We start from the raw sequence: 13,671 nt of genomic DNA, 5'->3' as shown, positions 1-13,671 counted from the left end.
AAAATAAAAATCTAAATGAATAAAAATACTATGAAGAAATGGTTTTGACTTTCAGATATGCAACAAGTGTGTTAAGATAGGTACAGACTATTCATAAAATGTGCAAGAATATACAATTTGAAAAGAGCGAATATAAAAGGAAAAAGGAGTAAAAATCATGCCAGTTTTTGATTTTAAACACACACCAGATGAAAAAAAGGCCCAGGAATGTACTTATACAACATTCCGCTCGAATGAGACAGAAGCGACAGCGGAGAAACCGATGCTGGTTCTGGATAACAGCAACCGGAAATGGAAGCATCATTCCTGTGGTGTTTTCACCAACCCGATTAAGAAGACATCCTTTGAATTTGATGAGGAAGATGGAATTGTAAGTGCGGACATTCTCCAGATCGATGCGAGATTTGTAAGCCTGATCAAATGGCTGGGCGAGAATCATATCAATGTCCGTCTTTCCGGTGAAAACCGTGCAGACGGCTATGCAGTATACAAGATCCGGGAGATCGCATTCGGTGGGGCAACCAAGCTTTCAGCTGAAGATGGTTTCCTGCAGTTCATGATCGAGCGTCTTTTCGCAAGCAGTGCACCGACAGAAGAAGCTGTGGATGAGGAAATGGAAGAAGACGGCGACAGCATGAAGCTGACAAGCCTGCAGAGTATCACTGATTTTATGAACTGTGCAGGAAGAACCCTTCCGGACAATATCCGTCTGTGGGCAAGAAGAAACCTTGCTGTTGCAAGATCACATGAAGTGTCACCGGAAGAAAGAAGACATGCGCAGAGAGCTCTTTCAATCATGATGAATATTCAGTGGAAGAGCAATTATTTTGAATCCATTGATCCGGATGAGGCAAGAAGAATCCTAGATGAAGAGCTTTACGGAATGGAACGTGTTAAACAGAGAATCATCGAAACAATCATCCAGATCAACAGAACGCACACTCTTCCGGCGTATGGAATCCTTCTGATCGGACCGGCCGGAACCGGTAAATCGCAGATCGCTTATGCAATTGCACGTATCCTGAAGCTTCCGTGGACAACTCTGGATATGAGTTCCATTAACGATCCGGAACAGCTTACAGGAAGTTCCCGTGTATACGCCAATGCGAAACCAGGAATTATTATGGAAGCATTTGCGGCAGCAGGAGAATCCAACCTGGTATTTATCATCAATGAGCTGGACAAAGCAGCATCCGGAAAAGGAAATGGGAATCCGGCGGATGTACTTTTGACACTCCTTGATAACCTTGGATTTACGGATAACTATATTGAGTGTAACGTTCCGACAGTTGGCGTATATCCGATTGCAACTGCCAATGAAAAAGATCAGATCAGTGCACCGATCATGTCCCGTTTTGCAGTTATCGATATCCCGGATTATACACCGGAAGAGAAGAAGATCATCTTCTCCAGATTTGCACTTCCGAAGATCCTGAAGAGAATGAGCCTTCGTCAGGACGAGTGTACGGTGACAGATGAAGGCCTTGATGTGATAATTGAACTTTACTCCAATACATCAGGAATCCGTGATCTGGAGCAGGCAGCCGAACATATTGCGGCAAATGCACTGTACCAGATCGAGGTAAATCATGTAAAAGAAGTTGTGTTTGACGGAGAAGCAGTGAGAGCATTGCTTTCATAAGAAAATTAAAATATGAAAATGTAAATGATGATACCAGGGGCAAAAGATTCTATTTCTGTTAATATTTATAGATGCAGTAAAATTGCAGAAGGAGCCGGAAAAGAAAAACAGGGTACGGGTGACTTTGCACTATGGAGATGAGATCCAGTCAATTGTGGAAGCCATTGCTGACACAATTGACGGTTTCGAGAGCTCATCGGAATGTCCAGTGCAACGGAATCCGTACCCTATGTTTCTTTTCAGGTGGTGCCTGTCATTTTACTACCCCTGTCTATAATAACTCAGGAAATCAGAAATTTTTCCCACTGCTTCTTTCAGAACTTCAATTCGTGGCAGATATACTACCCGGAAATGATCCGGCTGTTTCCAGTTAAATCCACTTCCCTGTACGATCAGGATTTTCTTATCCTGCAACAGATCCAGTGCAAACTTTTCATCATTTATAATGTTGAACTTCTTCACATCGATCTTCGGGAACATATAAAATGCAGCCTGCGGTTTAATGGCAGTGATTCCCGGAATGTCAGTTAGTGCTTTGTAAATATATTCGCGCTGTTCGTAAATACGTCCGCCCGGAACGAGGTAGTCGTTGACGCTCTGATTGCCCCAGAGAGCGGTCTGAACGACAGACTGTGCCGGAACATTGGAGCAGAGACGCATATTGGAAAGCATCTTGATTCCTTCGATATAATCTTTTGCGATTGCTTTATTTCCGCTGAGAACCATCCAGCCAATACGGAATCCGGCGATCATATGGGATTTTGAAAGGCCACTGAAGGTGACGCAGAACAGATCCGGTGCCAGTGAAGCAATGGAAATATGTTCTTTTCCGTCCATAACAAGGCGGTCATAAATTTCATCTGAGAAAATGATCAGGTGATGTTCCCTTGCGAGATCAACAATCTTCTGCAGAACCTCTTTCGGATAAAGTGCTCCGGTCGGGTTGTTCGGATTGATGATTACAAGAGCTTTGGTACGGTCTGTGATCTTACGGCGCATATCTTCGATGTCCGGATACCAGTCAGACTGTTCATCGCAGATATAATGAACGGCTTTGCCGCCGGCAAGTGTGGCACAGGCAGTCCACAGAGGATAGTCTGGTGACGGAATCAGGATTTCATCTCCGTTGTCAAGAAGAGCTGACATACACAGGTTGATCAGTTCGCTGACACCATTTCCGGTATAAATATCATTGATTGTGACATTCGGCAGCTTTTTGATCTGGGAGTACTGCATGATTGCCTTCCGTGCAGAGAAAAGTCCCTGAGAAGGAGAGTATCCTTCACAGTCGGAAAGCTGCTGACTCATATCATAGATGACTTCGTCCGGTGTGCGGAAACCAAATGGAGCCGGATTACCGATATTGAGCTTCAGTACGTGGGTACCGCGTTCTTCCATACGGGCAGCTTCTTCAACAACCGGTCCACGGACATCGTATAATACATTATCGAGTTTTGATGATTTTTTGAATATATGCATGGCAGAACTTCCTGCATTATCGTTATCATTTTTGTCGGTTATTGCCTTTTTCATCGGTGTAGTTCCCCTTTTTGAAGAGTTTGAAGTTCCGACAGAACCAGAAGTCTTAGTGGTAGACGGAGCTTTTGGGGCAACGGAGTTGTTTTCCCGAGCAGTAAAGTTTTCCTGACTGTCACCGAGCAGCCAATCGGCATCTACGTGAAGCGTATCTGCCAGAAAATGGAGGATATCATTTCTCGGAACAGTTTTTCCGCTCACGTACTGGCTTACATGGCTTTTACCTAATTTTACATTATTTTCTGCGGCGATATGAACCAGATCAATCTGTTTCAGGTTCTGTGCATACATCGCCTCTTTAAGTCTATCTGAGAAAGTTGTCATTTGAAAATCTCCTTTCAAACTAAAAAGTTCAATTTAAAAAATAAAACAGTGAAGTTCAAAACTTAAATTGATTATAGCACTTCGAATGATTCGGTTCAATAACAAATATTATTTTTGGTTCAAAAAGTTTGATTCTAGCAACGGCACCCTGAAAAAAGGCGGTATCCCGCCAAAATTCAGATGCTCTGGTAACTGAGTTGCCGAGTAGTTCACAAATAATGATACGTATTACGTTTCAGGACGATAAAAGTTCCGGTAACGCATAAAGTTAAAAGTTCAGCAATTGCAACTGAACACCAGACTCCGTTGATTCCAAGAATAAGCGGGAGCAGAAGGACTATAGCCATCTGAAAGACCAGTGTTCTGAGAAACGAGATCAGCGCAGAGAGCAGACCGTTGTTCAATGCGGTAAAAAATGCAGAGCCATAAATATTGAACCCGTTGATCAGGAACGCAAAGCTGTACAGACGGAAGCCACTGCGTGTCAGTTCAAAAAGCCCCTGGTCATAACCGACAAACAATGTGGCGAGTGGTGTTGCAATGAGCTGCGCGATGATAAATAAGGAAACAGCCCAGGTTCCAATCAGCCTGATACTCTTGTGAAAAAGATTCTTTAGTTCATTCTGATTGTTGGCACCGTAGTGATAGCTGACGATCGGGGCACTTCCAATCGCATAACCAAAGAAGATCGAAACAAAGATAAAATTGACATACATGATCGTTCCGTAAGCTGCAACGCCGTCTTCACCGGCAAATTTCATGAGCTGCATATTATAAAGAGCATTTACAACAGAGCTGGAAAGATTGGTCATAAGCTCGGACGAGCCATTGGTACAGGTCTTTAATAAGATTCTGCCATGAAAATGTGTTTTTCCAAGCTTTAATAAGCTGGAATTTTTCCGTCCAAAGTAGAATAACGGGAAAAGTCCTCCGATAAACTCTCCGCATACAGTCGCAAATCCGGCACCGGGAAGCCCGAGGTGGAGTACAGCTACAAATAAAAAGTCGAGAACCATATTTGTCACGCCGGCGATCACGATTACGCGAAGTCCCAGATGTGGCTTTTCGGCAGTTACAAAAAAACTCTGAAATACATTCTGGAGCATAAAAGCAGGCAATGAAATACAAAGAATACGTCCATATAAAATACAGTTGTCAAGAAGTGCACCATTTGCACCGAATAAAATGGCAACAGGTTTTACAAGGAACATACTCAGGATTGCGATAATGATTCCCCCGATAGCAGTGATATAGACGAGCATGGAAAAATACTCATTGGCTTTTTCTGTCTTTCCTTCACCAAGCGTCTTTGCAACGATGGCACTACCACCGGTTCCGATCATGAAGCCGAGAGCGCTGATGCCCATCAGGAAGGGCATGATCAGATTCACCGCTGCAAAAGCGCTTTTTCCAACAAAGTTGGAGACAAAGAGTCCGTCAACCACACTGTAAATGGATGTGAAAATCATCATTATAATAGATGGAAAAACAAATTGCAGAAGTTTTTTATAAGTAAAGTGTTCGGATAATTGAATTTTCATAGTTTATAGATCCTCCTCAAGGTTAGAAAGTCTAGAACGTAAGGTCTGATTATATTTGGCATTCAGGCGCAGAAGCTGTTCACATTCTTCGGGACTGAAAGAAGCTAAAGTATCATTTTCAATCTGGATGAGAGGAAGCAGCTTTTCCTGAATAAGCTTCTTGCCGGAAGCTGTAAGATGGATATGCATACTTCGTCCTTTTCCGGGTGAGAGGGTAAGATAACCGTCGGTCTGCAGTTTTCGTATAGATGAATTAACCGTCTGCTTTGGCATGCAGGAAGCTTTGCAGATATCACGCTGCAGGCAGTTATCGCCCATTTCAAAAATTGTATAGAAAATCTCAAAAGCGCTGTCTGACAGATGCAGTCTGCGGGCAGCTTCGTGGTAAATTTCATTTGCTTCTTTATATATGTGATTGTATTCTTTTAAATATTTGCTGATAAGTACAGTAGAATCCGTGCTCATGGTTCACCTCATTTAAATAATTATGTAGATTTCGAAATCAGATGATAGTAAGTCTGAAATCGTACTCGATATATTGTAGTCTGAATTCGGACTTATGTCAAGCGGATAATAAAAAGAAATAAGCTGTGCATAATGCATAAAATCTATAAATTTTTAAGGAAGGATTAAGACTGTGTATGTATAATATCAAAAAAGAAAAAAAGGTATGTAATCATGTGATTTGTATACATTTACAATACAAGTATAGAGAAAATGAAAGTTGTATTGTCAGTTCATGAAAATTTTACACATAACGCACAAAAATCTAGTTTTCACTGAAAAAAAACGATTACTATAAGGACATAATGCACAAAACGAATAAAAACATTACATTTTTGGTGGATAAAATACACGTTTAAAATACAACTTTGAACAAAAACTTTCTTGTATTTTCTTGAAAAGCACAGACTCAAATAATATAATCAAATCATCAAGAAAACGGAGATGGAGGAGAAGATATGAAAAAAGTTTTCAAAAAAGTAACAGCAGCTACAATGGCAGCTACAATGGTAGTCGGACTTGCAGCATGTGGTGGTAGTGGAAGTGGATCTTCTGACAAGAGTGCTTCAAAATCAGGCAAGATCAAAATTGGTGTTTCTATTTGGTCTTCAACAGACGTACTTGGATCACAGTGTAAGAAAATCCTTGATGAAGCAGCAAAAGCTCTTGATGTCGAAGTACAGTATGTTGACCAGGGACATGTTTCTGAAAAAGTTACAGCATCTGTAGAACAGCTTGCAGCAGCAGGATGCCAGGGAATCATCATCTGTAACTCATCTGATACAGAAATGACATCTGCTATCAAGACATGTAATGACAACAAAGTTTATCTTGCACAGTTCTTCCGTGTAATCAGTGAAAAGAACAGCGCAGATATTTATCAGGCAGCTAAAGATTCTGATTACTACATCGGAGCTGTACATGAAGATGAACCGGCAAACGGTGAAGAACTTGTAAACATCCTTCTTGAAAAAGGAGATCGTAACATCGGTCTTATTGGCTGGGAGCAGGGAGATGCTACATGGCTTGGAAGATGGGAAGGTTACAAAGCAGGCGTTGAAAAATGGAATAAAGAAAACCCGAACGATAAGGCAACTCTTTCTGAACCACAGTATGCAGGTACAACTTCAGAAGGTGGATCAAAAGCAGCAGAAGCTTTAATGGCAGCAGATCCAGATCTTGATGCACTGATCCCAGCTGGTGGTGGTGGAGATCCACTTCAGGGAGCAATCGCAGCAGTTGAACGTGCAGGCAAGACAAGTGATATTGATATCGTTTCTACAGACTTCCTCCCAGACCTTGGAGAAAGACTTGAAAATGGATCTATGGCTGGTGAATCTGGCGGACATTACTGTGATCCGCTGATTTCCTTCATGATGGTTTACAATGCAATCAAAGGAAACTACAAAGACTTCGGTGGTAAATTCGAAGATGTTCCATTCCCATATCTGTATGTATCATCACCAGATGACTACAAAGCATATGAGAAATATTTCGTAGACCAGCTTCCATACACAGATGAAGAACTGGTTGATATGTCTAAACTCAGCATGGAAGACTTAAAGGCAACAGCTGCTAAGGTATCTATTGAAGATGCAGCATCACGTGCAGGTAACTAGGATAGACAAATAATAACGACTATTAACTCAGAAAGGGTGACGTCGCAAAGGCGATGCCACCTTTTCTAAATCAGAAATGACAATTATGAAGAGGTAGATAATATGGGCACTAGTAAAAAACTTTCAGGGAAAGTGATGGGATATCTGATCTTAATCGGTCTGGTCGTACTTTCCTGGCTGATCTTTAAAATCTTGACACCACATAACTTCGGTTCCTTTTCCAATATGCTCAATTACTTTCAGGCGAGCCTGATTGCTACCGTAGGTGCAGTTGGTTTCTATTTTGTAATGGTAATGGGAATGTTCGATTTCTCAATTGGTGCAAACATCATGCTTTCCGCAATCGTTGGATGTGTATTTGCAACCAGATTTAACATGGGCTATTTTGGACTTATTATTGGATGCGTTCTTACAGGCGCAATCGTTGGAATACTGAACGGTATCTTCTATGTAAAGCTTCGTATTCCATCAATGATCGTAACAACCGGTCTGGCTCTTATTTATGAGTCAATCGCAAACTATATTGCAGGCGGTGTTGAGCAGACACTTCCGGCAAACATTCGTGCATTTGGTCAGATGCCATGGGATATCATCCTTGCATTAGCGGCTTGTGCAGTAGCTTACATATTCTTAAACTACACTAAAATCGGAACTTATACCTATGCAATCGGAAGTGATGAGTTCGTTGCAAAGAATATGGGTATTGATGTAAATAAATATAAAGTACTTGCATTTATCTTAAGTGGTGCATTCCTTGGGGTTATGGCGATCTTGACAATCAGTTATGGTTCTTCTATGGTAGCTGTTACCGGAATGGCATCTATGAGCCGAAACTTCGTTCCGACTATGGGATGTTTCTTTGGCCTTGCATTTAAGAAATACGGAATGCCACTTCCGGCAATCATCATCGGTGAGTTCGTAATCAACATCATTTTCTTCGGTTTCATTGCTCTCGGAGCACCGACTGCAATCCAGGATGTTATCACAGGACTTGCACTGCTTATTATCATTACTGTGACAACAAAGGCTACTAAGGGCGAAATCGTCAAGTAATGAAGGGAGGAAGACAGCAATGAGTGAAGTAAGATTACAGGTAAAAAATCTTTGTAAAAACTTCGGTATTACAAAAGCAGTTCAGAATGTATCCTTCAATGTAAACAAAGGAGAGGTTCACGCGCTGATCGGAGAAAACGGTTCTGGTAAATCCACTCTGACCAACATGCTGACAGGTATCTACAGCATTGGAAGCGGACAGTTCATTCTGGACGGAAAAGAAATTCATCCGAAGAACCAGGTAGAAGCAAACAACGAAGGTGTATCTATCATCGTACAGGAACTTGGAACTCTGTCAGGACTTACAGTTGCAGAGAATATTTTCCTCGGACATGAAGATCAGTTCGTACATTTTGGAATTAAAAATACAAATGCCATGAACAAAAAAGCAACAGAGCTTTTAAAGCAATATGGCTTTGACAGAATTAAAGCAGCTGACATGATCGACAATTACAACTTCGAAGACCGTAAGCTGGTCGAGATCGTAAAGGCTACCTATTTTGATCCGAAGATCGTTGTTATCGATGAGACAACAACTGCTCTTTCACAGGAAGGACGTGAAGAGCTTTACAAACATATGGAAAGAATCAGAAAGAGTGGAAATACAGTTATTTTCATTTCACATGACCTTCCGGAAATCCTTGATAAGTCGGATACAATCACAATCCTTCGGGATGGTGTTTACATTGATACTGTTAAGAGTAAAGATGTAACAGAAGATGATCTGAAGAAACTGATGGTAGGACGAGAAGTAACAGGTGATTATTATCGTGCAGATTATGGTGAAAAAGTATCTGACGAAGTTGTATTATCAGTAAAGAATGTTACTGTTCCTGGATTGATCGAAGATGTAACATTTGATCTTCATAAAGGTGAAATCCTTGGATTCGGTGGACTTTCAGAATCTGGTATGCATGAAATCGGAAAAGCTATTTTCGGTGCATCTTATGACCGTACAGGTAGCGTAACACTGGCAGATGGAACACAGATTAATGATATTCCGACTGCGATCAAACACAGTATTGCGTACACATCAAAAGACCGTGATAATGAATCTGTTGTTCTGAATCAGAGTATCGGAGACAATATCTGCCTCCCATCACTGGATGAACTGGCAGGAAAGTCACATCTCTTAAGTGACAAGAAGCGTAAAGAATTTGCAGACAAATATGCAAAACAGATGTCTGTAAAGATGGTAGATGTAAACCAGTTTGTATCAAATCTTTCAGGTGGTAACAAACAGAAAGTCGTTCTTGCAAGATGGATCGGAAAAGATTCTGACATCGTTGTACTGGACAGCCCGACACGTGGTATTGATATCAAAGTTAAACAGGATATCTACCAGTTAATGAATCAGATGAGAAAAAATGGAAAATCCATTATCATGATTTCAGAAGAGCTGATGGAGCTGATCGGTATGTGCGACCGTATCATAATTATGAAAGATGGAAAAATCAGTGGTCAGCTGGATAGAGATAAGAACCTCGATGAAAATGGTCTTATTTCTATGATGGTATAAGGAGGCAGCTATGGGAAGTCAAGTAAGTGCAAAAACAAATGATAAAGAGCAGCAGCTGAAAAAGGCATCTAAGATGACCTTAATTCGTTCGCTCCTGCCAATCGTAGGATTGGTTGTTATTTTCCTGTTATTTAATGTTCTGACAGATTTCCGTATGATGGGAAATATGTCACTGGTACTTTCACAGGTATATGTAACTATGATTGCAGCTATGGGTGTTTTCTTCATTATGACAATGGGAGGTCTGGATTTCTCTCAGGGATCTATCCTCGGTATTTCATCCATCGTTGTATGTATTCTTTCACAGAAAAGCATTCCACTCGCAATTATCGGTGGCATTGCATCTGGTGCGGCAATTGGAGCTCTGAATGGTTACTTCTATGTATTCCGTAAGATTAAATCCTTCATTGTTACAATTTGTACCATGTTCTTATTCCGTGGATTTATCAAATACCTTACAACAAATGCACCTGTTGCAGGTTCTGCAAAACTGATCAATTATGACAGTACAGGACTTAAGGTTGCATGTACGGTAGTTATTTTGATTATTGGATTCATTGCATTCCGTTATACAAAGTTCGGAACTTATCTGAAAGCAATCGGAGCCGGTGAAAAAGCAGCAATGTTCTCTGGTATCCGTACAGATAAGATGAAATTCCTCATCTATGTACTTGCAGGTGCAATTACAGGATTTGCGGCATTTATCAATGTAATCAAAGTCGGATCGGTTACATCTTCAGGTGGTAACCAGCTGGAAACACAGATTCTGATCGCGCTGGTATTAGGTGGTATGCCGATTTCCGGTGGCGCAAAGGTTCGTTTTGAAAATATTGTTGTTGGATCTTTACTGTACATCGTACTGAACAGTGGACTGACAATGATGGGATTCACAACACAGATGATGCAGCTCATTCAGGGTGTTGTATTCCTGATCTTTGTGGCAGTATTCGCAGACAGAGAATCTATCCAGGTAATCAAATAATAATTTACATATTGGGAAACTGACAGTTCTCGTTTACGAGAAGAATTTTCCGAATGTATACAGATCGGAAGTCAGGATTTGCAGTCCAAATAAGATTGCGGATCCTGATTTTTGGTCTATGTGGCAGAAATGGAGAGTTTATGCATAAGACAGAACAGGAAGGACTTAAATACCAAAAATTATATAATTGGGCACATACACTGATCACCAGTGGTGTGATTAAAAATATGGATAAATTTCCGTCAGAGACAAGCCTTCAGAAGAAGTTTGGATATTCCAGGCAGACGGTAAGGACTGCATTGCGGCAACTGGAGGAAGAAGGTCTGATTACCCGTGTGAGGGGAAGCGGAACCTATGTTTCTTATGACAGCAGTGGAGTAAATGGAGAAAGACCACAAATAGGTCTTCTTTTGAGCTATTATTCTGATTATCTGTTTCCGCGGGTATACGATGGGATTGAAGCTTCGCTGACAGAAAAAGGATATGGAATTGAGGTTGCGGTAACGAAGAACCGCCTGAATGATGAGGCGATTTATCTGGAAGGTCTGCTCAAAGGAAATGTCAGTGGTCTGATCATTGAAGGATCGAGATCGGCATTTCCAAATCCAAACATTCGTCTTTATAAAGAAATCAAAAGAAGAAATATTCCGACACTGTTTATCCACAATCATTATGAAAATATGCCATTTGACAGTGTAGAAATGTCGGATTCCAGATCAGCTTACGAGTTGACCAGGATTCTGATCGAGAACGGGCACCGAAGGATTGGCGGAATCTTCAAGTATGATGACAGGCAGGGGATTGAGCGGTACAAAGGATTTGTTCAGTGCCTGTCAGATTACGGCGTGAAATTTGATGATGACTGTATTCGTTGGTATTCGACGAAGGATATGGAGGAGAAACTGAGCAAAAAGGGACTGCTTAGGATGTACAGACGGACGAAGGATTGTACGGCGATGATGGTCTACAATGATGAGGTGGCGGATTATTACATGGAGTTCCTGGAAGAGAGAGGGCTGCATGTGCCGGAGGACATTTCGCTGGTATCTTTTGATGATGCAGAGCTTCAGGATTCGAGTACCAGTATCCAGCTGGTGACAGCGGTGCATCCAAAGTATCAGCTCGGACGTATCACAGCAAAACATCTTCTGCGGATGATGGAGGATCCGGAATGGCAGCAGAAAAATTATTCGTACCGGTTTCCTGTAAAGATTAGAGATGGAAATTCAGTGCGGAAAATATAGAAAGAGTGAAAAGCAGGTGACGAAATCCGGCAGCACTGAATGCATTCGGAACCTGTTCAAGCTCGGCAACCATTCCGATCAGTAAGAGTTGTGTGGAGAATGAACTTGGTGTTTCCAACCAGATTTCCAGTATTGCAATTCCGCTTGGAGCAACGGTCAATATGGATGCCGTTTCAATCGTTATGTCATTCATGATCATGTTCTTTGCAAATGCATGTGGTGTCAATGTCAGTGTATCGATGATGATAATTATCCTTCTGGCAAATGTGCTTCTGTCAGTCGGTACACCGGGAATCCCGGGAGGTGCGATCGCATCCTTTGCGGAACTTGCTACGATGGCAGGACTTCCGGCAGGTGTTATGGGCGTTTATATCAGTATCAATACGCTTTGCGATATGGGAGCAACCTGTGTAAATGTTATTGGTGATATGGCAGGCTGTGTGGTATTGCAGGAGAAGATTGATCTGAAGTAGGACGAAAGAAAATAGACGAAAACATAGGCAGCTGGTCTGAAAAGATCAGCTGCCTTTTTACATATTATTCATCTAATAATTGGAATTTCATATACACCGGATCATGATCCGAGTAGCTATATCCGGTATTTACATTTTCATATTCTGTGCATTCAATATTATCGGAAGTAATAAATCCGTCCAGTGTTACCGTGTAGGTCACACCAGGTACATATTCCATATCTGCATTTCGTGCACTGTCCCAGAGTGCATCCTTTTCACTGTCAGAAAGATTGTCCAGGCAGAATGAAAAGTGTTCCGGAAGCTCTTCGCGTGGGAACGGATAAGCCCAGGACTCACAATTTTCTGCATCTTTTTCGGATGCCTTCAGGTCATGGTTGAAATCACCACCGCATAGTACATAATTACCGGCTTCGTATTCCTTTTCCATATCTGCACTCAGCATACGGATCTGTCCTTCGCGAATCGCATCACTGTTGCCGTAAGCAGACATGTGTAGCAGGAAGATAACCAGTTCCTTTCCGTTATCTACAGGGACTCTGGAAATACTGTAACAGCGGTCAAGATCAAAGAACTTGCTGAAGCTTGTCGATATAGGAAAGCTTCTTCTCAGAGAATCCGTAACCGGATATTTGGAGAAAAGAGCAAGTCCGGAACGGCTACGGCCATGCGGCTGTGTGAATGGATAAAAAAGGAATGCGGAATCGTAATTCTGTGCAAATACCGTATTGTAACTTGGAATCGTATCCTTTAAAATCGAGTATTCATCTACATGGTAGCTTCTTGTAGAGTTCAGATCAACTTCCTGGATCAGTGTGAAATCCGGATCTTTGGAAGCAACCAGCTCTCCGGCACCCTGAATATCAGCTTCGACACTTTCCTTACTTTTTGCCCAGGAAGATTTTCCACCGTCCATAAAGAAGCTGAAGTCCGGCGTGTAGGCTCCGAAACCAACATTGTAGGTCAGAGCGGAATATTCTTTCTCGGTTGTCAGTGTGTCAGCTGCGGCTGTTCCACCGGAAGTTTTCTCGATCTTCGAAGCCTGATTATCCGGCATGCGGTGATAGCTCGCAAAGAGGTAGATCAGATATGCAATCAGCGCAACCAGAATGATAAGCAGGAAGATTCCGAGAACTTTTAATATCTTTTTTATGTTCTTTTTCATAATATCCCCTTTTTGTTTGTTAAATTATAGATAAATCTATGTAAAATATAAGTTTACTATAGCATGTCT

Annotated in this window: 11 protein-coding genes; 7 read left to right on the top strand and 4 right to left on the bottom strand. The window is 41.6% G+C overall.

What is annotated here, in order from left to right; all coding sequences use genetic code 11:
* The first annotated feature begins 157 nt into the window (after positions 1 to 157).
* Complete coding sequence (locus PGZ10_RS07865; protein WP_270541052.1) at positions 158 to 1,642, top strand: AAA family ATPase; 1,485 nt, start codon at positions 158 to 160, stop codon at positions 1,640 to 1,642.
* A 261-nt stretch (positions 1,643 to 1,903) separates the two neighbouring features.
* Here PGZ10_RS07865 and PGZ10_RS07860 read toward each other — a convergent pair whose 3' ends face one another.
* The 3 genes from PGZ10_RS07860 to PGZ10_RS07850 form a co-directional block, all read right to left on the bottom strand.
* Positions 1,904 to 3,121 (bottom strand): aminotransferase class I/II-fold pyridoxal phosphate-dependent enzyme, encoded by a 1,218-nt coding sequence (locus PGZ10_RS07860; protein ID WP_173825288.1) that lies wholly within the window; start codon positions 3,119 to 3,121, stop codon positions 1,904 to 1,906.
* Between the two features lie 590 nt (positions 3,122 to 3,711).
* Positions 3,712 to 5,043, bottom strand: a complete 1,332-nt coding sequence (locus tag PGZ10_RS07855; protein ID WP_117824463.1) for an MATE family efflux transporter — start codon at positions 5,041 to 5,043, stop codon at positions 3,712 to 3,714.
* A gap of 3 nt (positions 5,044 to 5,046) precedes the next feature.
* Positions 5,047 to 5,508 (bottom strand): MarR family winged helix-turn-helix transcriptional regulator, encoded by a 462-nt coding sequence (locus PGZ10_RS07850; RefSeq protein WP_008373367.1) that lies wholly within the window; start codon positions 5,506 to 5,508, stop codon positions 5,047 to 5,049.
* A gap of 497 nt (positions 5,509 to 6,005) precedes the next feature.
* Here PGZ10_RS07850 and PGZ10_RS07845 point away from each other — a divergent pair, with 497 nt between their 5' ends.
* The 6 genes from PGZ10_RS07845 (at position 6,006) to PGZ10_RS07820 (ending at position 12,437) form a co-directional block, all read left to right on the top strand.
* Positions 6,006 to 7,166, top strand: coding sequence for a sugar ABC transporter substrate-binding protein (locus PGZ10_RS07845; protein WP_173825245.1), 1,161 nt, complete (start codon positions 6,006 to 6,008; stop codon positions 7,164 to 7,166).
* Between the two features lie 102 nt (positions 7,167 to 7,268).
* Positions 7,269 to 8,219 (top strand): ABC transporter permease, encoded by a 951-nt coding sequence (locus PGZ10_RS07840; protein ID WP_173825247.1) that lies wholly within the window; start codon positions 7,269 to 7,271, stop codon positions 8,217 to 8,219.
* Between the two features lie 19 nt (positions 8,220 to 8,238).
* Entirely contained in the window at positions 8,239 to 9,738 is a 1,500-nt protein-coding gene (locus PGZ10_RS07835) for a sugar ABC transporter ATP-binding protein (RefSeq protein WP_118218637.1), read from the top strand.
* 10 nt (positions 9,739 to 9,748) lie between these two features.
* The gene (locus PGZ10_RS07830) at positions 9,749 to 10,720 is read left to right on the top strand and encodes an ABC transporter permease (RefSeq protein ID WP_173825249.1); all 972 of its coding nucleotides are present in this window, start codon (positions 9,749 to 9,751) and stop codon (positions 10,718 to 10,720) included.
* Between the two features lie 140 nt (positions 10,721 to 10,860).
* Positions 10,861 to 11,964, top strand: coding sequence for a GntR family transcriptional regulator (locus PGZ10_RS07825; protein WP_055260448.1), 1,104 nt, complete (start codon positions 10,861 to 10,863; stop codon positions 11,962 to 11,964).
* Between the two features lie 35 nt (positions 11,965 to 11,999).
* Positions 12,000 to 12,437, top strand: a complete 438-nt coding sequence (locus PGZ10_RS07820) for a cation:dicarboxylate symporter family transporter (RefSeq protein WP_330674251.1) — start codon at positions 12,000 to 12,002, stop codon at positions 12,435 to 12,437.
* A 64-nt stretch (positions 12,438 to 12,501) separates the two neighbouring features.
* Here PGZ10_RS07820 and PGZ10_RS07815 read toward each other — a convergent pair whose 3' ends face one another.
* Complete coding sequence (locus PGZ10_RS07815) at positions 12,502 to 13,602, bottom strand: endonuclease/exonuclease/phosphatase family protein (RefSeq protein ID WP_270541050.1); 1,101 nt, start codon at positions 13,600 to 13,602, stop codon at positions 12,502 to 12,504.
* Positions 13,603 to 13,671 lie beyond the last annotated feature (69 nt).

The sequence above is a fragment of the Coprococcus sp. AF102-57 genome, from assembly GCF_027686195.1.
GTDB lineage: Bacteria > Bacillota > Clostridia > Lachnospirales > Lachnospiraceae > Allocoprococcus > Allocoprococcus comes.
The sequence above is the reverse complement of the archived record's forward strand: the minus strand, read 5'-3'. Positions and strand labels throughout refer to the sequence as shown.

What these genes read in the sequence shown, in the direction of transcription:
- PGZ10_RS07860 (WP_173825288.1), bottom strand. Translation starts at nt 3,121, where the DNA reads ATGCATATATTCAAAAAATCATCAAAACTCGATAATGTATTATACGAT.
- PGZ10_RS07825 (WP_055260448.1), top strand. Translation starts at nt 10,861, where the DNA reads ATGCATAAGACAGAACAGGAAGGACTTAAATACCAAAAATTATATAAT.
- PGZ10_RS07850 (WP_008373367.1), bottom strand. Translation starts at nt 5,508, where the DNA reads ATGAGCACGGATTCTACTGTACTTATCAGCAAATATTTAAAAGAATAC.
- PGZ10_RS07815 (WP_270541050.1), bottom strand. Translation starts at nt 13,602, where the DNA reads ATGAAAAAGAACATAAAAAAGATATTAAAAGTTCTCGGAATCTTCCTG.
- PGZ10_RS07855 (WP_117824463.1), bottom strand. Translation starts at nt 5,043, where the DNA reads ATGAAAATTCAATTATCCGAACACTTTACTTATAAAAAACTTCTGCAA.
- PGZ10_RS07835 (WP_118218637.1), top strand. Translation starts at nt 8,239, where the DNA reads ATGAGTGAAGTAAGATTACAGGTAAAAAATCTTTGTAAAAACTTCGGT.
- PGZ10_RS07865 (WP_270541052.1), top strand. Translation starts at nt 158, where the DNA reads ATGCCAGTTTTTGATTTTAAACACACACCAGATGAAAAAAAGGCCCAG.
- PGZ10_RS07830 (WP_173825249.1), top strand. Translation starts at nt 9,749, where the DNA reads ATGGGAAGTCAAGTAAGTGCAAAAACAAATGATAAAGAGCAGCAGCTG.
- PGZ10_RS07845 (WP_173825245.1), top strand. Translation starts at nt 6,006, where the DNA reads ATGAAAAAAGTTTTCAAAAAAGTAACAGCAGCTACAATGGCAGCTACA.
- PGZ10_RS07840 (WP_173825247.1), top strand. Translation starts at nt 7,269, where the DNA reads ATGGGCACTAGTAAAAAACTTTCAGGGAAAGTGATGGGATATCTGATC.